The sequence below is a fragment of the Terrisporobacter glycolicus ATCC 14880 = DSM 1288 genome (genome assembly GCF_036812735.1).
Classification (GTDB): domain Bacteria; phylum Bacillota; class Clostridia; order Peptostreptococcales; family Peptostreptococcaceae; genus Terrisporobacter; species Terrisporobacter glycolicus.
Genome location: NZ_CP117523.1, coordinates 2,984,428 through 3,004,520, shown reverse-complemented (window position 1 = coordinate 3,004,520; position 20,093 = coordinate 2,984,428). Strand labels below are relative to the sequence as shown.

Below are 20,093 nucleotides of genomic sequence, written 5' to 3'. Positions count from 1 at the left end.
TCAAAAAAAAGTTAATATGGTATATAATTATTAAGATAAATATATAAAAGGCAATGTATACAATGCATTGCCTTTTATAAAGATAAGTATGAAATTAAAAATGAATAAGGAGGTTAAAATGGAATATTTAACTATAAAAGAGTTAATACTTGCTAGTGAAGGACAGTTAGTTTCTAATTGTGGCGAAGAAACTTTAGTAAATGATATAGTAATAGACAGTAGAAAAGCAAGTAAAGACAATGCTTTTGTTGCTATAGTTGGAGAAAACTTAGATGGGCATGATTTCATTAATTTAGCTATAAATCAAGGCTGTAAAACTATTATAAAAAATAAAGATAACAACGTTGACATAGAGAATAAAGAAATTAATGTAATAGAAGTAAACAACACGGAAGTAGCTTTTGGTAATATTGCTAGATTTTACAAGAACAAATTTGAAATACCGTTTATAGCCGTTACAGGTAGTGTGGGAAAAACAACTACTAGAGATATGGTATATTCCACTATTAGTGCGAAATATAACTCGCTAAAAAATGTAGGAAACTTAAACAACCAATTTGGAGTGCCTTTAACTTTATTTAATTTAAATAAAGAACATGAATGTGCAGTAATAGAAATGGGAATGAGTGGGTTTAATGAAATTGAATACCTGGTAAATATTGTAAGACCGCAAATAGGTATAATTTCTAATATTGGATATTCTCATGTGGAACATCTAGGAAGTAGAGATGGTATTTTTAAAGCAAAAATGGAAATAACAACAAACTTCGATGAAGAATCTTTATTAATAGTTAATGGAGATGATGATTGTTTAAAAACTTTAAAGAATGGACATTTAGTTTATAAACTAAGAACTTTTGGATTTGAAAAAGATAACGATATATACTGCGAATCTTTTGAAATGAATGAAGATAGCATAAATTTCATAGCTGTTATTGATGAAAAAAGAGAAGAATTTTTCATTCCAACAGTTGGAAAACATAATATATATAATGCTTTGGCAGCAATATTAGTAGGAATTAATCTGAATATGACATTAGAGGAAATAAAATATGGTTTGAAAAATTTCCAATGCACAAAAAATAGATTAGACATAATAAAAAATAATAATTTAACTATAATTGACTCAGTTTATAATGCAAGCATAGATTCTATGACGGCTGCATTAAATATCCTTGGAAGATATAAAAGCAGAAGAGTAGCAATACTTGGAGATATGTTTGAAATGGGTGAATTTGCAGAATTTGGGCATAGACAAGTAGGAAAAGCAGCTTTAAACAATGTTGATATATTAATATCTGTAGGAAAGGATTCAGAGTTTATAGTAAAAGAATTAAAAGAAAATAATATGAACCCTGACAATCTTTATCATTTTGAAACAAAAGAAGAAGCAATTGAAAATCTAGATGATATCATAAAAGAAAATGACACTATTTTAGTTAAGGCATCAAGAGGAATGCATCTAGAAAAGGTTGTTGAACATCTTAATAAATAGACAAAATAATTAGCGAACTAGGGAGAGGAGTTTTATATTATGTTAGGAATAACACAGCTTACGTATACAGCGATAATCGCTTTTTTAATAGTAGTTATACTAGGACCAATATTTATACCAATGTTAGCAAAATTTAAATTTGGTCAAACGGTTAGGGATGATGGTCCACAAACTCATTTACTAAAGAACGGAACACCAACTATGGGTGGAGTAATAATGATAATAGCTATCCTTATTACGGGGCTTACAAGAGCGAAAATAGACAGAGATTTATTAGTAGGACTAATATGTATAACAGGATTTGGATTTGTAGGATTCTTAGATGATTTTATTAAAATTAAAATGAAAAGATCTTTAGGACTTAAAGCATATCAAAAAATTGTATTACAATTTGCCCTTGCATTATTTGTTGCTTATTATCAATATAGTGCATCACCAAGTGCAACACAAATCATGGTTCCATTTACTGATTATGTAATAAACTTAGGACCTTTATATGTACCAATAATGATGTTTATTATAATAGGAACAGTAAATGCTGTAAATTTAACTGATGGTTTAGATGGTCTAGCATCTGGAGTAACTTTAATAGTATCAGCATTTTTTATGATGTTGGCAACAACAATAGGTAACAGTGATGTTGCAATACTTGCAGCAGCTACTGGAGGAGCTTGTTTAGGGTTTTTAGGGTTTAACTCATATCCTGCTAAAGTATTTATGGGAGACACAGGTTCTATGGCCTTAGGAGGAGCAGTAGTAGCTTTTGCAGTATTAACAAATTCAGTACTTTTAATACCAATAGTAGGAGGTATTTATTTTGCTGAAGCTATATCAGTAATATTACAAGTTGTATCATTTAAATTAACTGGTAAAAGAATATTTAAAATGGCGCCAATACATCACCATTTTGAACAATGTGGATGGCCAGAAACTAGAGTTGTATTTATATTTTGGATAACTACAGTAGTATTAGCATGGATAGGAATAATTGCAGTATTCTAATCACTAGGGGGGAAAATAATGAACCTAAAAAATAAAAATATTTTACTTGTTGGTTTAGCTAAAACAGGTGTTTCAACAATTAAATTATTAGACAAATTAGAAGCAAATATAATAGTTAATGATATAAAAGACGAAGAAAAACTAAAAGATATTTTACTAGAATTAAAAGATATAAAAAATGCTCAGTATATTCTTGGATATCATCCAGAAAATGTAGATCACATAGACTTAGCAGTGGTATCTCCTGGAGTACCTTTAGACTTACCCTTTATATTAAAATTAAGAGAAAATAATATAGAGATAATAGGAGAAGTAGAACTTGCTTATAGACTTTCTAGAAATCCTATATTTGTAGGTATAACTGGAACAAATGGAAAAACTACCACAACATCTTTAGTAGGAGAAATATTTAAATCGGACAATAAGGACACATATATAGTTGGAAATATTGGAAATCCTGTTATAGACACTGTAGAAACTACAAACAAAGATTCATACTTAATAACAGAGCTAAGTTCATTCCAATTAGAAAGTATTGTTGATTTTAAACCTAAAGTTGCATCAATATTAAATTTTTCTCCAGATCATTTAAATAGACATCATACTATGGAAAATTATATAGCTGCTAAAGCAAATATATTTAAAAATCAAGATAAAAGTGATTTCGCCATATTAAATTATGATGATAAAGAAGTTAGAGAACTAGAATCTAATTGTAATGGTCAAGTAATATTGTTCTCAAGAAAAGAAAAACTTGATAAAGGTGTATATTTAGACGAAAACAGCAATATAGTTATTCATATAGATAAAAAAATTGTTTTATTAAATAAAAAAGAACTTAGCTTACCAGGAGCACATAATTTAGAAAATTGTATGGCTGCTATTGCTATGTCTTACGTATGCAATGTGGATTTAGAAACTCTAAAACATGTATTAAAAACATTTAAAGCTGTAGAACATAGATTAGAATATGTTAGAACATTAAATGATATTATGTTTGTAAATGATTCTAAGGGAACTAATCCAGATTCAACTGTTAAGGCAATAACTTCTTATGAAAATCCAATTATACTAATAGCTGGTGGATACAATAAGGAAAGTGATTTTAATGAGCTTTTAGAAGTAGGAAAAGAAAATATTAAAGCCTTAGTTTTAATGGGTGAAACTTCTAGTATAATTGAAAAATGTGCTAAAGAAAAAGATTATAAAATTATAATTAGAGTCAATAATATGAAAGAAGCTGTAGAAGCTTCTTATAGCCTAGCTGAAAGTGGAGATGTTGTTCTTTTATCTCCTGCTTGTGCAAGTTGGGATATGTACAAAAGTTTTGAAGTGAGAGGACGCGACTTCAAAGAGAATGTAAACAACTTAAAATAACTCCTTCAAAGCAATTTACTGCGAAATGGAGGGTAGTCTATCAGATGCCTAGTAAAATTTTAAAAAAGCAAATTGACAGGGGGATGAAGACTGATTTTGATTCAGTAGTATTTTATACTACCATGATTTTAGTATTTTTCGGGATCATCATGGTGTTTAGTGCAAGTTATATTCAATCTTCATTTAAACATAATGATCCCTATTTCTTTTTAAAAAGAGATTTAATTTATGCAGCACTGGGATTTATAGGAATGATGGTTCTTTCCAATGTTGACTATAAACTTTGGAAAAAATATGCAACACCTATTTGTATAGTTGCCATTATATTTTTACTTTTAGTTTTGACTCCACTTGGAATAGAGGCTAATGGTGCTAAGAGATGGCTAGGTGTTGGAGGAGCAACTTTCCAACCATCAGATATAGCTAAATTTGCTTGTGTTGTGTTTACAGCAAAATTAATAGAAAAACGATATGATAAAATAAAATCTTTGACAAAAGGTGTTTTACCGCTTTTACTTATGCCTATGTTTATATTTGTATTAATAATGCTTGAACCTAACATGTCTACAGCTGGTACAGTAATACTTGTAACATTTGTTATGTTGTTTGTAGCAGGAATGAATATGAAATTTGTTGGTATTATGGGCTTATCAGGGGTGGCACTATTTGGTATTTTAGTAATGATAGAGCCTTATAGACTAAAACGTATTACTTCATTTTTGGATCCATTCCAAGATCCATTAGGAGCTGGATATCAAGTCATACAAAGTTTGTATGCATTGGGATCTGGAGGATTATTCGGCCTAGGCCTTGGGAAAAGTAAACAAAAATATTTTTACATACCAGAACCACAAAATGATTTTATCTTTGCCATAATAGGCGAAGAGTTGGGCTTAATAGGATGTATATTAGTAATTATGTTATTTATATTACTAGTTTATAGATGTGTTCGTATAGCTCTAAAATGTGAAGACATATTTGCTTGCATGTTAGTAATAGGTATAGGAGCTTTAATAGGTATTCAAGCAGCATTAAATATTGCTGTTGCCACATCGACTATGCCAAATACAGGGGTAGCCCTGCCATTTATAAGTTATGGAGGAACCTCACTGACCATGCTTATGGGGGAAGTAGGAATAGTGTTAAACATCTCAAAACATGTCAAGATTAAATAACAGGAGATGATACAATGAAGGTATTACTATCAGGCGGAGGAACGGGAGGACACGTTTATCCAGCAATAGCAATCGCTAACAAAATAAAAGAAGAAAATCCTGATTGTGAGATATTATTTGTAGGAACAGAAAAAGGTATAGAATCAGAAATAGTTCCAAAATACGGATATGAGTTAAAAACTGTAACAGTGCAAGGATTTAGAAGAAAAATAGATTTTGAAAATGTGAAAAGAGTATTTAAACTATGTAAGGGATTAGAACAATCTAGAAGAATAGTTAAAAAATATAAACCAGATATAGTAATAGGGACTGGTGGATATGTTAGTGGACCAGTTTTATTTAACTCAGCTCTAAACAAAACTGTAACAATAGTTCATGAGCAAAACTCATTCCCTGGAGTAACAAATAAAATACTTTCTAAAGTAGTTACAAGAGTTCTTACAAGTTTTGAAGATTCTCATGGAAGATTTCCTGAAGAAAGTAGAGATAAACTAGTTCTTACAGGAAACCCAGTAAGAAAAGAAATATTACAATCAAGAAAATCTACTTCAAGAAAAAAACTCGGAATAAGTGAAGATAAAAAAATGGTTCTTTGCTATGGTGGTAGTGGTGGATCAGAAGAAATTAATGATGCAATGAGACTTGTAATAAAAAATATGGTAAAAGAAGACATTGCATTTATATTTGCAACTGGAAAACTATATTATGATGAGTTTATAGGGTCTTTAGGAGAAATTTCTTTAAAACCTTATCAAAGAGTAATGCCTTATTTGGATAATATGGCTGATGGACTTTCTGCAAGTGATATAGTAATAGGAAGTGCCGGGGCAATATCTTTGGCAGAGATAACAGCTCTTGGAAAACCATCTATTATAATACCGAAGGCTTATACTGCTGAAAATCATCAAGAATATAATGCTAAGAGTATAGAATCTCAAGGTGCAGGAATTGCCATATTAGAAAAAGATTTAACTCCTGAAAAATTAAATGAAGTAGTATTTAAATTGCTGGGAGATAGGGAATTACTAATAGATATGGCAAACGCAAGTAAATCTATTGGAAAACCTCAAGCAATAGATTTAATATACGATGAAATTATGAAAGCATATAATGAAAAACAACAAAATAATATTCATAAAAAAGAAAAGAAAGAATCAAAGGAAATAGCTAAAGAAACAAATGCTACAGATGAAACTAAGGAAATAAAAACAATAGGAATAAAGAAAAAGTAACATATACCCCCTCTAACTCATAATATCTAATAATAAGGGATTTAATATTATGATTAGGGGGGGTTCATTTTGTCTAAATATCTAATAACTGGTGGAAACAAAATACACGGAACCTTAAGTATAAAAGGGGCGAAAAACTCCATTTTACCATTAATGGCTGCATCTTTATTGAATGAAAATATTAATATTATTCATAACGTTCCATTAATAGCTGACGTATATACAATGATAGATATATTAAAAAGCATAGGGTGTAAAATTGATTTTAACGACCATGTATTAGTAATAGATAGCTCTAGTCTGACATCAAACGAAATAGATGAAGGATATGTTAAGAAAATGAGATCTTCTATTATTGTACTTGGGGCTATGATTAGTAGATTAGAACATGTTAAAATATATGAGCCAGGGGGTTGTGCAATAGGTAAAAGACCCATAGATTTACATCTAAACTCTTTGAGAAAACTAGGAGTGAAAATAGAAGAAGGTTTGATTATAAACTGCGAAAGAAAAGAAATTATAGGCAGCGATATAATTCTTGATAGTCCTAGTGTAGGTGCTACTGAAAATATTATTTTAGCGGCAGTTAAAGCTAAAGGAATAACTAGAATATATAATGCAGCAAAAGAGCCGGAAATTGAAGATCTTCAAGATTATGTGAATAAAATGGGAGGCAAGGTTAGTGGAGCTGGAAGTGATTTTATAGAAATACAAGGTGTGGATAAATTAGATAAAGTAGAACATACGGTTATTCCTGATAGGATTGCAATAGGAACTTATATGGTAGCTAGTGCAATTACAGGGGGATGTTTACAAGTAGATAAAATAGTAAGAAGGCATATGGAGCCTATAAATAACACTTTAATAAAGGCGGGGTGTAATATTGAATATACTGATAATGGGCTTATTTTAATCCCACCAAACAGAATTAAAGCAATAAATTTTTTAAAAACAGATACCCATCCTAATTTTCCAACAGATATGCAGGCCCAAATGATGACTCTTATGACATTGAGTGATGGAAATAATATTTTTTATGAGACGATTTTTGAAAATCGTTTTATGCATTGTAGTGAACTTAATAAAATGAGAGCAGATACGGAGATAATAAGTACTCATTTATGCAAAGTAAAAGGAGTTAATAAATTATATGGTGCTAAAACTAAATCACCTGATTTGAGAGGTGGAGCAGCTTTGATTTTAGCAGCACTTGCTGCTGAGGGAGAGAGTGAAATTAGTAATATATATCATGTGGAAAGAGGATATGAAGATATAGAAGGAATATTAAACAACTTAGGAGCAGATATTAGGAAAATATAAAGGGTCTTTTAGACCTTTTATATTTTTTTGTAGTAATTTGCTAATTAAAATGAAAAACTTTTGTAGGAGTTTTAAGAATGAAAGAAGTATTTTATATATAATATAATAATAAAAATTAAGGAGGGGTGTGTTTGAAAAAAAGAAGAAAGATAAATACTAATAAACTTATGGGGATTTTATTTTTTTCTTTGCTATTAACATTAGGAACATGTTTCTTCTTAAAGAGTGACTTCTTTTTTTTAAAACAAGTTTTGATAAATAATAATAAATATTTATCAAAAGAGGATGTTAATAAACTGCTAAATCTAGAAGAAAATAAGAATATTTTTTTCTATGATTTAACAAAATTAGAGAACAAAGTTAAAGAAAGTGCCTATGTTAAAGATTGCGAAATTAAAAGAAAGATACCAAACAAGCTTATAGTTAATGTGAAAGAAAAGAATATTATTGGACCTTTGTATAACGGCAAGTCTTATTGCTATATAGATGATCAAGGAAAACTTGTAGATGAATTAAAAGACATAAAAAATAATGACGTGGTTATTGCTATTTCTTATACGCTAAATAATGAAACATTAAAATTTGATAATGAAAACGATAAGGATAAACTTATAACATTATATAAAAAGCTAGATGAAGAAAATATATTATTACAAATCAAAACAGTTAATTTTACAAAAGAAAAAGAAATTATTATGAATGGTAAAACGGGTCTTACTATATGTCTTAATAAAGACAATAATATAGAAAAAAATATAGTAAAGCTTAGTAAAGTAATGATAGATTTACAGAATAGAAAAGAACTTTATGGCAAGGTAGATTTTACTTATGACAATTATTTACTATATAGTCCATATTCAAATTAATAAAATTATTTAAAAAATAGAAAAAATGCATTAATATTGTGAAAAAATCACTTGAATATTACTATAGTTTCACAGTAAAATTTAAAGTAGGTAAATGTTGTAAATTAACGACAAAAAATGTTTTCACAAGCATAATAGATAAATATTTGAAATTTTTCATAAAATTAGGAAATATCTATTTTCAAATCGTTGCTATTAAGAGTATAATAATATAGAGAATAAGACGCTTTTATATTATATTATTTTAAGGAATATTTATCCATATTATTTGATAATATACAGAAGAGATTGTTAAATATCTATTATACATGTTTAAAAACAAGAGTGAAATTGGTATTTTTATGGAATAAGATAGTAATTTAACAAAAAATACAAGTAAAATGGTATAATCATAATACATGACTGTTTAATTCAGAAGATAGGGAGGTTAAAAAATAATGAATAATAATAGAATTGATATAGAAACTGACAACAATGATGCTGTTATAAAAGTTATTGGTGTTGGTGGCGGTGGAAACAACGCTGTTAACAGAATGATAAGAGAAGAAGTAAAAGGAGTAGAGTTTATTTCTATAAATACAGATAAGCAAGCACTATTATCGTCTATGGCAGAAAACCAAATTCAAATCGGAGAAAAGTTGACTAGAGGATTAGGTGCGGGGGCTAAGCCAGAGGTAGGAAAAAAAGCTGCTGAAGAAAGTAGAGAACAAATAGTAGGATTACTTGACGGAACAGATATGGTATTTGTTACTGCAGGTATGGGTGGAGGAACTGGAACAGGTGCTGCGCCAATAGTTGCAAAATTAGCTAAGGAAATGGGGATACTTACTGTAGGTGTTGTAACAAAGCCTTTTGGATTTGAAGGTAAAATAAGAATGAAAAATGCTGAAGAAGGTATAAAAGATTTAAAAGCTAATGTGGATACATTAATAACAATACCTAATGATAGACTTTTACAAATAGTACAAAAGAATACATCAATGGTGGATGCGTTCTCTATAGCAGATAACGTATTAAAACAAGGTATACAATCTATATCTGACTTAATAAAAATGCCAGGTCTTATAAACTTAGACTTTGCCGATGTTACTTCTATAATGAAGGACAAAGGATTAGCTCACATGGGTATAGGTACTGCTAGTGGAGAAAATAGAGCTATAGAAGCTGCTAAAGAAGCTATTCAATCTCCATTGCTAGAAACTTCTATAAAAGGAGCTAAAGGAGTATTACTAAATGTCGCTGGTGGAGCTAATTTAACATTATTTGAAGCTAATGCAGCGTCAAGTTTAGTTACTGAATCATGTGACCCAGAAGCAAATATAATTTTTGGTACATCTATAAGAGAAGATTTAGGAGAAGATATCACTATAACTGTAATAGCTACAGGATTTGAAACTAATCCATCTCAAGGATTTGAAGATTCATTTAAAAACAGAGGTACTAATAGACCTTCAGAAATAGCAACTAAGAAAGTTACTGTAGAAGAAGTTGCTGTAACAAAAGAAGAAAAAGTAGAGGAAAAAGTGGAAGCTAAAAAGCCAACTCATGATATGGATGATGATTTACCACCAATTCCAGTTTTCTTAAGAAGAAATAGAAAATAATTTATATACATAATTGAATAAGAGGCTCAGGCTTCTTATTTTTTTGTTATAATATTTGTTCATGTTGCATATTATTAACTATAAAGAAAGTTGTTAATTATAACAAAATATGAACAATATATGTTTTTTTATACTAATTAAAAAGAAGTAAAATATTATTTAAAAAAGGAAAAAGAAGAATTTTTCCTTTTTTTGTGTTTTTTTATATTAAAGTAATTGAGTTTCGACTGTTAAAAGTGACATATTATTTTTTTATACTAGCTTATAATATAAACATAAAAAGGGGGAGTAATTAATGTATTTAGACCTTTACATTATTGAAAACCTATTAATAAATTATATTATTATAAGTTGTACTTCTATACTTACAAAAAATACAAACTCTTATAAGAGAAAAATAATAGGAGCAATAGTTGGAACTATTTATTCTGTAATTTACTTACTTCCAAGGTTTTATTTATTATATACATTACCCTCAAAAGTAATATTTATTGTAATTATAGGATTAATTTCATTCGTTTATACAGATAAAAAAGAATTTATAAGAATACTTATTATATTTTTTTTAGCGAATTTTTTTATCTGTGGAAGTACATATTTTATAATTTATTTTACAGGTATAGAACATATAAAAATTTCATTTGTGATAGCCTCAGTATATATTAGTTGTCTTATATTAAAAAAAATATATTCGGATATTACGTTAATAAATCATATTAAAGAATTTACTAAAGAAGTAACTATTTCGCTTCTTGGAGAAGAACTTAAGTGTATCGCGCTTTTAGATAGTGGAAATCTACTAAAAGATCCGTTAAGTAAAAGTGATGTAATTATGGTGAATTCTTCTTTGCTAGAAAAATATTTGCCTGAAAATTATAATTATGAATATGTTGATGTACTCTTAGCAGAGGACATCATCAATAATTTAAGTGAAGATATATCATCTAGGGTAAGGCTAATTCCTTATAACCACGCTACTAGTAATAAGACTAACATGATACTAGGATTTAAAGCCGACTATTTACAAATTGATAATAAAAAGATAGGAAACATTGTACTTGGTATATCTAATTTTAAAGACGACAATTATAATGCCATACTAAATCCAAGTATACTTTCTTAGATCTAAAAAACGGGGAGGGTTATAATTGAAATTAACATTAATGAAAATGAAGTGGAAAATAAACTCTTGGGTAGTGAAGATAGGATCTAAATTAGGTATAATTAAACCTAATGGCATGTATTACATGGGCGGTGTAAATATACTGCCTCCACCTTTAAAGCCAGACGAGGAAAGATTGTTAATAGACAGACTTGAAAAGGACGATAATGTAAAAACTATTTTAATAGAAAGAAATCTTCGATTAGTAGTTTATATTTCTAGAAAATTTGAAAATACAGGTATAGATGTTGAAGATTTGATATCAATAGGAACAATTGGGCTTATAAAAGCTGTTAATACATTTAAATCTAATAAAAATATTAAATTAGCAACTTATGCATCTAGATGTATAGAAAATGAGATATTAATGTATCTTAGAAAAAATAATAAGAAAAAGGCGGAAGTTTCATTTGATGAACCTTTAAACACTGATTTAGATGGTAATGAATTGTTGCTATCAGATGTACTTGGAACAGAAAATGATGAAATATATAAAATTATTGAAGAGGAAATAGATAAAAATTTATTATTTATGGCTTTGGATAAATTATCAGATAGAGAAAAGCAAATTATGGAATTAAGATTTGGTTTAAGTACAAGAGGAAATGAAAAAACGCAAAAGGAAGTGGCTAATATCCTTGGTATATCTCAATCCTATATTTCAAGACTTGAAAAGAAAATTATTAGTAGGTTAAAAAAGGAAATGAAAAAATTTGTATAAAATAAATAAAATCTCGATAAAAGTATAAAAATATATGATATGTAAATAATTTCATATAAAGAATCTTTTAAGAGAGGACTGAAACTTATGCAAATTAATAAGGTTGAAATCTGTGGTGTAAATACATCGGAATTGCCAGTTCTTAAAAATGCTCAAATGATGGACCTTCTAGTTAAAATTAAGGCAGGCGATGAAGAAGCTAGACAACAGTTTGTTAGGGGTAATTTAAGGCTAGTTCTAAGTATCATTCAAAAGTTTAACAATAGAGGAGAAAATATTGACGACTTATTTCAAATTGGTTGTATCGGTCTTATAAAAGCTATAGATAATTTTGATTTAAGTCAAAATGTTAGGTTTTCAACTTATGCGGTTCCAATGATAATAGGTGAAATAAGAAGATATTTAAGAGATAATAATCCTATAAGAGTTAGTAGATCATTAAAGGATATTGCTTATAAGGCTCTTCAAGTTAGAGAAAGATTAATTAGAAGCAATTCAAAGGAACCAACAGTTTCAGAGATAGCAAAGGAGCTAGAGCTGGATGTTGAATCTGTTGTTATGGCATTAGATGCTATACAAGATCCAATATCTTTATTTGACCCTGTATACCAAGATAATGGTGATGCCATATTTGTGATGGATCAAGTTCAGGATAAAAAAGATACTGATGAGCACTGGCTTCAAGAAATAGCATTGAAAGAAGCAATAAAAAAACTTAATAACAGGGAAAAACTTGTATTGGACTTGAGATTTTATAAGGGCCGTACACAAATTGAAGTGGCAGATGAAATAGGAATATCTCAAGCGCAAGTCTCAAGAATTGAAAAAAATGCACTAAAAAATATGAGAAAGTACATTTAATTATAATTAAATATGAAGAATAAATCCTTAGTAGAAGAATACTAAGGATTTTTTTGCATAAAAATTATTAAGAGAGAAATATATTTTTTTTGTATTTTTAAGGAGGATGTTATAATATGATAAGAGTATCTGATATAATGGATAAAGAAATTATCAATGTAAAAAATGGAAAGAAGATGGGATTTATAACGGACATAGATATAGATGTTAATGAAGGCAAAGTTATATCTTTTTCAACTACAGGAGAAGGTAGTGGAGGATTTTTTTCTAGAGGAATGGATTTAGATGTGATATTTTGGAATGATATATTAAAAATAGGTTGTGACACCATAATAGTAGATATAGGCTCAGAAAGAAAATTAGACATTGATGAAATAAAAATTTAAACTAACTTAACTAAGGAGGAAGATTATGCAATGCCCTTATTGTAACTATAAGGAGTCTAAGGTTGTAGACTCAAGACATACAGATAGTAATTCTATTAGAAGAAGGAGAGAGTGTGAATCTTGCAAGAAAAGATATACAACTTACGAAACTATAGAAACAACACCTGTTATGGTGGTGAAAAAAGATAATACAAGAGAATATTTTGATAGAGAAAAAATAAAAAATGGTCTGATAAAATCTTGTGAAAAGAGGCCAGTTTCTATTGATCAAATTGAAGGGGTAGTATCTTACATAGAAAATGAAATAAATAAAAACTATATGACTGAGATAGAAACAAAAATAATTGGCGAAATGATTATGGACAAACTAAAAGATATAGATGAAGTATCTTATGTTAGATTTGCGTCTGTTTATAGACAATTTAAAGATATAAATACTTTTGTTAATGAATTAAAAACAATACTAATGGAGAAGGATAAATAATATGAAAAACTATATAACTGTAGATAGAATAGAAAAAGAATTGGATTTTGTTAACTTAGCTATAACAACTACTGATATAGATGCAAAAAATGAAGATGATTTATTTAAGTCATTTACACAAGACGAATTTAAGTTAATAAATTTAACAAGAAATTCTCAAATTCACTCTAGTATCGTTAATAAAATTGATGAAAATAATATAGGACAAAGGCTTGAAGGAGATGCTTTAATTACTAATGTTCCTAAAGTTCCGTTATTAATATTAACAGCAGATTGTGTGCCTGTTGTAATTGTTGACCCAGTTAATAAAGCTATAGGGTTAGCTCATGCAGGATGGAGAGGTACTTATGATAATATAAGTGAAAAAACTATAAAAGAAATGAGTAAGAATTATAATTCTAATCCAGAAGACTTAATATGTGTAATTGGTCCATCAATAGGGCCATGCTGTTATGAAGTTTCAAAAGATCTAATTGAAAAATTTAACACAAATTTAGCAAATTATGCAGGAAAATTCGATATAATAAAAGATAATAAATATTATTTGGATTTATGGAAAATTAACGAACTTATGTTAAAAGATTGTAAAGTTAAAGAAGAAAATATAATAAATCTTCAAATATGTACTAATTGTAATTATGATAAGTTCTATTCTTACAGAAAGCATAATAAAACATCAAAGAGAATAGGAACAATGATTCAAATTAGATAGGGAGGAATAATAATGAGTACTAAGATTCTTGTAATTGATGATGAAGAGCATATAGTAGAGCTACTACAATTTAATTTGGAGACATCAGATTATATTGTGGACTATTCTTATGATGGATTTGATGGTTTTTTAAAAGCAAAGGAAAATAAACCAGACCTAATACTACTTGATTGGATGTTACCAAATATAAGTGGCATAGACGTATTAAAGAAAATAAGGGGAGATAAGGATCTTAAGAGCATACCTGTTATTATGCTTACAGCTAAAAATATGGAAAGTGATAAAGTTGAAGGTTTAGTAGGTGGTGCAGATGATTATATTACAAAACCTTTCAGCATTAAAGAACTATTAGCTAGAATAAGTTCTGTTTTAAGAAGATATAATATGAGTTCGCCAAGAGAAGAAGAAATATTAACGGTAAAAGATATAAAACTAGATTTAATTAAACATGAAGCAACTAAAAATGGAGAAAAACTAGACTTAACTCTTAAGGAATTTGATTTATTAAAAATTTTACTTCAAAACAAAGGAAAAGTTTTATCTAGAAACTTTTTATTAGATAAAATTTGGGGATATGAGTTTTATGGTGAAACTAGAACAGTAGATGTTCATATTAGATATTTAAGAAAAAAGATAGAAAGCTCAGATAGTAATGAGAAATATATTGAGACTATTAGAGGTATAGGATATAAAATAGAGTAAGAAATGGAGATAATATATGGAACCTATTGGTGGTATTTACTTTTTTATTATGTTACTAGCTTGTAGTGTGGCAATACTTTTATACAGATATACAATAACTATAAGAAGATTTTTAAAAAGTTTCATTAAATTATCTAAGAAAGTAAGTAATAAAGAATTTCACTCAAGACTACAAACTTCGGCTAGAGGTGAACTTGGTGAGCTTACTAGAAACTTTAATTTTATGATGGAGACGATGGAAAATACAATTGAAGAAGTTGAGTATAAACATCTTCAACTTACCTCAGTGCTTAAAAGTATTTCTCATGGAATTATAGTTATAGATATTGATGGTAATATTATTTTAATTAATGATGAAGCTCGTAGAATGATAAAAAGTAAATGTAATGGAAAAGAAGACGGGAAAAATTTAAAACAAGTTATTAATGTAGATGATATTCTAAGAGGGGTAGAACGATATATTGGAAGTAAAGAAAATCATAGTAATAATATAACCTTAGATGATGAAATTGTTTATAGAATAAAAATTGATCCTGTATATCTGCAAAACTCTAAAAATGCTATTATAGGTTCTATAATTAATATAGAAGATATAACAGAAATTGTAAAATTAGAAAATATGCGTAGGGATTTTGTGGCAAATGTTAGTCACGAACTAAAAACGCCTCTAACATCAATAAATGGATTTGTAGAGACCTTAATTATGAATGAAGACTTGCCGGTAAATAAAAGAAATAGATTTTTAGCTATAATCCAGAAAGAGTCTGATAGATTAAAAAGGTTAATAGAAGATATCCTTTTATTGTCATCAATAGAAAGCAAAAATAATTTAGTAATGGAAAATATAATTCTTTATGATGTTTTTAAAGAAGTATATGAGATGATAAATTATATAGCTAGTTCAAAAAAAATTGATTTACAATATAATTTTGAGGATAAAGAAGTAGTAGCTCAGGCCTATGGAGATTACCTTAAACAGTTACTTCTTAACTTAATAGACAATGCTATAAAATATACTCCAGAAGGAGGAAGAGTAACTGTAAACCAATTTACAAAAAATGATGAAATAGTAATAGAAGTTATAGACAACGGAGTTGGTATTCCAAAAGAAGACCAGAGTAAAATATTCCAAAGATTTTATAGAGTAGATAAGGCTAGAAGTAGATCTGTAGGTGGTACAGGTTTAGGTCTAGCTATAACAAAACATATTGTTCACTCACTGAAGGGGAGCATTGGCTTAGAAAGCGAGCTTGGAGAGGGTAGCAAATTCATAGTAAAATTACCGAAAAAAATTTCCTAGATTAGTAGGAAATTTTTTTTATTTTTTGCACAAACTAAATTTATAGATTTTTAGTAAGGAATTTTGAATTTACTATAAAAGTATTAAATTATTAGGAGGATTTAGTTTTATGAATGATAGTCAAATAAATGATGCTCTATTTAGACATGCTTTTATTACAGCTATGGTAATAGGAACTTTATGTAGATTTTTTGTACTAAGGGTTAAAGATAAACAATATCCATCAAGACCACAGGATTATATAGAACAAATAATAGTGGCAGCGCTGGCTGCATCTCTTGGTTCTGTAGCCTTGCCTGCATTAATTGATAAAGAGTTTTCGGCTTTAACTTTTTTAGCAGTAGGAATACAACAATTTCAAGGTTTATCACAACAAGAACAAATTACTTTAGAAAATATTGATAATGATGACTTGATAGATAAAGGACAGCCATATATTGATGAAATTGCATCTACTTATGAAGTGAGAAGTTATGTAAGTCTATTCTCGGCTTTAATAGCTTCTTTGATATACATATTTACATCTAGAATATATAACGATAGTGTGCTTGTTTGTACAGTTACTTCAACTGTAGGAGGTATAGTATTAGCGCTTATATTTAGAAGATTACTAAGAAGAAAAAGTGTTAATGATTTAGCAGATGTATATCTAGGAAAAATAACATTTGATGGACCACTTTTAAAGGTTAATGATGTCATTATGGGTAATATTGGTTTAAAAGACAGCAGAAAGAAATATTTAGAAAAGGGTGTTGCCATAGAAATAGTACCTAAAGATATGGGAAGCTTTGGAACAATAAATGATATAGGGCAACAAAAAGCTATAATGCATAATATTTATATTCAACTTGGTATGGATAAAGATGTGGATGACAGAGATTTACTAGCAATTTCAGAAACAGATTTAAAAAAGAAATCTGTAGTAATTGTTATAATACCTTTATTAAAAGATGAAATAACACTTATGAAAGCAGCAGGAAGTACACCAATTTTAGATACATCAAAAGGCAAACAAAGTGCCTATAAGAAAAAATCATTACTTTTTAAATAAAAGTGATAATAAGAGGTGAGTAAATGGACAACATATTTTTTATAGGGTTAACAATAGGGGTAACTTCAAGATTGATTATGTTGAATCTTGATAACAAACAATATCCAACACAACCCAATATATTAACTTCACAAATAGTATTAGCTTTTGTGGCATCTGCATTAGGGTCATTATTAATTCCAGCATTAATAAATAGGTCTTATACATCAATTACATTTTTATCTTTAGCAGCTGAACAATTTAGACAAGTAAGAAGTAGTAGGAGAAATACTTTGCAAGACTTGGAACCTACTCAGCTAGTTCCTAGAGGAAATTCATTTATTGAAGAAATAGCAAGAACTTATGAAATAAGAAATTACATGTGTATTGTAACATCTTTTATAACTGTAGCATGTTTTTATGGTTTAAATAATGAAACTAATATAAGCAATAATTCATCGACAATAATAAGTACAGTAGTTGGTCTATCAATAGCTCTTCTTCTTAGAAAAGCCCTATCAAGACAATGTATTGATGATATAGCTGAAGTATCTATTGTAGATATTAGTTTTGTAGATGGTACTTTGTTAAAGGTTGGTAATTTGAAAGGAATAACAAATGTTGGTTTAAAAAGGGATAGAGAGAGGTATTTAAAAGATGGTATAGGTATTGAAATAAGACCTAAAAATAATAGTTATACTAATGCAGGTATTCTAAGTTATCCCGGACAGAGACAGGCGATATGTTACAACCTATATTCGAGACTTGGAGTACTTAAAGAAAGTGATGAACCTGCTTTTACTCCAATACCGAGAAAAGATCCAGTCAGCCAAGCTATATATATAGCATTTATACCAATGGAAAAAGATGAGAGAAAAGTAATAGAGGCAGTTAAATCTTGTCCAATACTAGACAGTGCTAGAGGTAAACACTTAGCATTAAAAAAACTAAGAATTGAAGGAAAGGAAAGTAGATAGATGGGAAATGATATAGGCATTAATTCGTATACAATGGCAGTAATAACTACAGATAAAAATATGAGTATATCAGGAGGATGTCCTCTATTTTATGCAAATGATGATGACGATATGCAAAAGAAAGCTTTACTAGTAGCAAAATGTGTGGATGGTATGGTTCATCAAATAACTGAGGAAATTCTTATAGTAGTAAGACATTAAGGTACCTTAGAGGTACCTTTTGTTAACTTATAGGGTATAAAGCTAGATACAAGTTGACTAATTTTTTTAAATCATGTATGATTAAATGATGTATTTACATCTAAAATTAGAGAATACATTTATGTGGAAAAGTGGTGATATGCAAAATGGAAGTAAACGTAAAAAATATTAATAATATAGTAAGTAAAGTTTATAAAAATAGTATTGCAGATGAAATAGGTATTGAAGTCGGAGACATACTTTTATCTGTAAATAAAGAGAGAGTTGAAGATATAATTCAATATAGATTTTTAATAAGTGAAGAATATATTGAGTTGGAAATTCAAAAACAAAAAAATGGAAAGATATATTTATACGAAATTGAAAAAGATTATGATGAAGAATTGGGCATAGAATTTACTAATCCTATAATAGATAAAGCAAAAAGTTGTAGAAATAAATGTGTATTTTGCTTTATAGATCAGTTACCAGAAGGCATGAGAGAAACACTTTATTTTAAAGATGATGATTCAAGGCTATCTTTCTTACAAGGAAACTTCGTTACTTTAACTAATATGAGTGAGGATGATATTAATAATATAATAAGATATAGGATTAGTCCAATAAATATTTCTGTACATACTACAAATCCTGAACTAAGAAGAAAAATGATAAACAATAAATTCGCAGGAAAGCTAATAGATATAATGAGGAGACTTGCAGAAGCAGGAATTGAAATGAATGCTCAAATAGTACTTTGTCCAGGATATAATGATAAAGAAGAATTAGAAAGGACACTGGAAGATTTGTCAAGTTTACATCCTTATGTAAAAAGTGCTGCTATAGTTCCAGTAGGAATTACAAGATATAGAGATAATCTTGCTAGACTTGACATATTTGATGAAAAAAGTGCAGGACGTACAATTGATCAAATTAATAAATTACAAGAAAAATATTTGGATAAATTAAATACTAGATTTGCATTTTTATCAGATGAGTTTTATATTCTTGCAAAAAGGCCATTATTAAAATATGATGAGTATGAGGGATTTGACCAATTTGAAGATGGTGTTGGAATGATAACGAAAATGGGAACAGAAATTGTACAATATTTAGATACAATATCTGGTTCACGATTAAACAAATCAAAAAAAGTATCTATTGCTACAGGGAAATCCGCTTATGAATTTATGTGCAATATGGCTAATAAAATAATGGAAAAATTTAATAATATAGAAATTAATGTATATAGAATTAAAAATAACTTCTTTGGAGAGACAATAACAGTTAGCGGTCTTTTAACAGCTACTGATTTAATCGATCAATTGAGAAGTGAAGACTTAGGTGAAACATTGTATATTACTAGGTCTATGATGAAAGCTGATGAAGAAATTTTCTTAGACAATATAACTTTAAAAGAATTAGAAGAAAAATTGAATTTAGAAGTAGTACCATGCGAAAATAGAGGTACTGATGTAGTAGACAAGATAACTAAATAGGAAGGAGA

20 protein-coding genes are annotated in these 20,093 nt (G+C 28.5%); all 20 read left to right on the top strand.

Annotated elements, in window-relative coordinates; all coding sequences use genetic code 11:
- Positions 1-118: 118 nt before the first annotated feature.
- The 20 genes from TEGL_RS14860 (at position 119) to TEGL_RS14765 (ending at position 20,085) form a co-directional block, all read left to right on the top strand.
- A complete protein-coding gene (locus TEGL_RS14860) occupies positions 119-1,495 on the top strand; it encodes a UDP-N-acetylmuramoyl-tripeptide--D-alanyl-D-alanine ligase (RefSeq protein ID WP_018589858.1) in 1,377 nt (458 codons plus the stop codon).
- A gap of 36 nt (positions 1,496-1,531) precedes the next feature.
- On the top strand, positions 1,532-2,497 hold the full coding sequence (gene mraY / locus TEGL_RS14855) for a phospho-N-acetylmuramoyl-pentapeptide-transferase (protein WP_026255033.1): 966 nt from the start codon (positions 1,532-1,534) through the stop codon (positions 2,495-2,497).
- Positions 2,498-2,515: 18 nt separating this feature from the next.
- The gene (gene murD, locus TEGL_RS14850) at positions 2,516-3,874 is read left to right on the top strand and encodes a UDP-N-acetylmuramoyl-L-alanine--D-glutamate ligase (protein ID WP_018589856.1); all 1,359 of its coding nucleotides are present in this window, start codon (positions 2,516-2,518) and stop codon (positions 3,872-3,874) included.
- Between the two features lie 44 nt (positions 3,875-3,918).
- Positions 3,919-5,049, top strand: a complete 1,131-nt coding sequence (gene spoVE / locus TEGL_RS14845; RefSeq protein WP_018589855.1) for a stage V sporulation protein E — start codon at positions 3,919-3,921, stop codon at positions 5,047-5,049.
- 14 nt (positions 5,050-5,063) lie between these two features.
- Positions 5,064-6,281: an undecaprenyldiphospho-muramoylpentapeptide beta-N-acetylglucosaminyltransferase gene (gene murG / locus TEGL_RS14840; protein WP_018589854.1), complete on the top strand. Its 1,218-nt coding sequence runs from the start codon at positions 5,064-5,066 to the stop codon at positions 6,279-6,281.
- A 69-nt stretch (positions 6,282-6,350) separates the two neighbouring features.
- Positions 6,351-7,601 carry a UDP-N-acetylglucosamine 1-carboxyvinyltransferase gene (gene murA / locus TEGL_RS14835; RefSeq protein WP_018589853.1) on the top strand — a complete coding sequence of 417 codons (1,251 nt, stop codon included), beginning with the start codon at positions 6,351-6,353 and terminating at the stop codon, positions 7,599-7,601.
- A 131-nt stretch (positions 7,602-7,732) separates the two neighbouring features.
- A complete protein-coding gene (locus tag TEGL_RS14830; RefSeq protein WP_018589852.1) occupies positions 7,733-8,467 on the top strand; it encodes a cell division protein FtsQ/DivIB in 735 nt (244 codons plus the stop codon).
- Between the two features lie 437 nt (positions 8,468-8,904).
- The gene (gene ftsZ, locus TEGL_RS14825) at positions 8,905-10,071 is read left to right on the top strand and encodes a cell division protein FtsZ (RefSeq protein WP_018589851.1); all 1,167 of its coding nucleotides are present in this window, start codon (positions 8,905-8,907) and stop codon (positions 10,069-10,071) included.
- A gap of 295 nt (positions 10,072-10,366) precedes the next feature.
- Positions 10,367-11,194, top strand: a complete 828-nt coding sequence (locus TEGL_RS14820) for a sigma-E processing peptidase SpoIIGA (protein ID WP_018589850.1) — start codon at positions 10,367-10,369, stop codon at positions 11,192-11,194.
- Positions 11,195-11,234: 40 nt separating this feature from the next.
- Positions 11,235-11,954 carry an RNA polymerase sporulation sigma factor SigE gene (gene sigE, locus TEGL_RS14815; protein WP_051082119.1) on the top strand — a complete coding sequence of 240 codons (720 nt, stop codon included), beginning with the start codon at positions 11,235-11,237 and terminating at the stop codon, positions 11,952-11,954.
- A gap of 87 nt (positions 11,955-12,041) precedes the next feature.
- Positions 12,042-12,815, top strand: a complete 774-nt coding sequence (gene sigG, locus TEGL_RS14810) for an RNA polymerase sporulation sigma factor SigG (RefSeq protein WP_018589848.1) — start codon at positions 12,042-12,044, stop codon at positions 12,813-12,815.
- 116 nt (positions 12,816-12,931) lie between these two features.
- Positions 12,932-13,201 (top strand): YlmC/YmxH family sporulation protein, encoded by a 270-nt coding sequence (locus tag TEGL_RS14805; RefSeq protein ID WP_018589847.1) that lies wholly within the window; start codon positions 12,932-12,934, stop codon positions 13,199-13,201.
- Positions 13,202-13,226: 25 nt separating this feature from the next.
- On the top strand, positions 13,227-13,685 hold the full coding sequence (gene nrdR, locus TEGL_RS14800; protein ID WP_018589846.1) for a transcriptional regulator NrdR: 459 nt from the start codon (positions 13,227-13,229) through the stop codon (positions 13,683-13,685).
- Between the two features lies 1 nt (position 13,686).
- Positions 13,687-14,397, top strand: a complete 711-nt coding sequence (gene pgeF / locus TEGL_RS14795; RefSeq protein WP_018589845.1) for a peptidoglycan editing factor PgeF — start codon at positions 13,687-13,689, stop codon at positions 14,395-14,397.
- A 12-nt stretch (positions 14,398-14,409) separates the two neighbouring features.
- Positions 14,410-15,099 carry a winged helix-turn-helix domain-containing protein gene (locus tag TEGL_RS14790; protein WP_018589844.1) on the top strand — a complete coding sequence of 230 codons (690 nt, stop codon included), beginning with the start codon at positions 14,410-14,412 and terminating at the stop codon, positions 15,097-15,099.
- A gap of 16 nt (positions 15,100-15,115) precedes the next feature.
- A complete protein-coding gene (locus tag TEGL_RS14785) occupies positions 15,116-16,399 on the top strand; it encodes a HAMP domain-containing sensor histidine kinase (RefSeq protein WP_018589843.1) in 1,284 nt (427 codons plus the stop codon).
- 109 nt (positions 16,400-16,508) lie between these two features.
- Positions 16,509-17,450: a YIEGIA domain-containing protein gene (locus TEGL_RS14780; protein WP_018589842.1), complete on the top strand. Its 942-nt coding sequence runs from the start codon at positions 16,509-16,511 to the stop codon at positions 17,448-17,450.
- Positions 17,451-17,473: 23 nt separating this feature from the next.
- Positions 17,474-18,406, top strand: a complete 933-nt coding sequence (locus TEGL_RS14775) for a YIEGIA domain-containing protein (protein WP_018589841.1) — start codon at positions 17,474-17,476, stop codon at positions 18,404-18,406.
- Positions 18,407-18,607 (top strand): capping complex subunit for YIEGIA, encoded by a 201-nt coding sequence (locus TEGL_RS14770; RefSeq protein ID WP_018589840.1) that lies wholly within the window; start codon positions 18,407-18,409, stop codon positions 18,605-18,607.
- 146 nt (positions 18,608-18,753) lie between these two features.
- Positions 18,754-20,085: a radical SAM protein gene (locus tag TEGL_RS14765; RefSeq protein ID WP_018589839.1), complete on the top strand. Its 1,332-nt coding sequence runs from the start codon at positions 18,754-18,756 to the stop codon at positions 20,083-20,085.
- The last annotated feature ends 8 nt before the right edge of the window (positions 20,086-20,093 follow it).

What these genes read in the sequence shown, in the direction of transcription:
- murG (WP_018589854.1), top strand. Translation starts at nt 5,064, where the DNA reads ATGAAGGTATTACTATCAGGCGGAGGAACGGGAGGACACGTTTATCCA.
- sigG (WP_018589848.1), top strand. Translation starts at nt 12,042, where the DNA reads ATGCAAATTAATAAGGTTGAAATCTGTGGTGTAAATACATCGGAATTG.
- TEGL_RS14790 (WP_018589844.1), top strand. Translation starts at nt 14,410, where the DNA reads ATGAGTACTAAGATTCTTGTAATTGATGATGAAGAGCATATAGTAGAG.
- TEGL_RS14820 (WP_018589850.1), top strand. Translation starts at nt 10,367, where the DNA reads ATGTATTTAGACCTTTACATTATTGAAAACCTATTAATAAATTATATT.
- TEGL_RS14805 (WP_018589847.1), top strand. Translation starts at nt 12,932, where the DNA reads ATGATAAGAGTATCTGATATAATGGATAAAGAAATTATCAATGTAAAA.
- ftsZ (WP_018589851.1), top strand. Translation starts at nt 8,905, where the DNA reads ATGAATAATAATAGAATTGATATAGAAACTGACAACAATGATGCTGTT.
- TEGL_RS14770 (WP_018589840.1), top strand. Translation starts at nt 18,407, where the DNA reads ATGGGAAATGATATAGGCATTAATTCGTATACAATGGCAGTAATAACT.
- murD (WP_018589856.1), top strand. Translation starts at nt 2,516, where the DNA reads ATGAACCTAAAAAATAAAAATATTTTACTTGTTGGTTTAGCTAAAACA.
- TEGL_RS14780 (WP_018589842.1), top strand. Translation starts at nt 16,509, where the DNA reads ATGAATGATAGTCAAATAAATGATGCTCTATTTAGACATGCTTTTATT.
- TEGL_RS14775 (WP_018589841.1), top strand. Translation starts at nt 17,474, where the DNA reads ATGGACAACATATTTTTTATAGGGTTAACAATAGGGGTAACTTCAAGA.
- TEGL_RS14765 (WP_018589839.1), top strand. Translation starts at nt 18,754, where the DNA reads ATGGAAGTAAACGTAAAAAATATTAATAATATAGTAAGTAAAGTTTAT.
- sigE (WP_051082119.1), top strand. Translation starts at nt 11,235, where the DNA reads ATGAAAATGAAGTGGAAAATAAACTCTTGGGTAGTGAAGATAGGATCT.
- TEGL_RS14860 (WP_018589858.1), top strand. Translation starts at nt 119, where the DNA reads ATGGAATATTTAACTATAAAAGAGTTAATACTTGCTAGTGAAGGACAG.
- nrdR (WP_018589846.1), top strand. Translation starts at nt 13,227, where the DNA reads ATGCAATGCCCTTATTGTAACTATAAGGAGTCTAAGGTTGTAGACTCA.
- pgeF (WP_018589845.1), top strand. Translation starts at nt 13,687, where the DNA reads ATGAAAAACTATATAACTGTAGATAGAATAGAAAAAGAATTGGATTTT.
- spoVE (WP_018589855.1), top strand. Translation starts at nt 3,919, where the DNA reads ATGCCTAGTAAAATTTTAAAAAAGCAAATTGACAGGGGGATGAAGACT.
- TEGL_RS14785 (WP_018589843.1), top strand. Translation starts at nt 15,116, where the DNA reads ATGGAACCTATTGGTGGTATTTACTTTTTTATTATGTTACTAGCTTGT.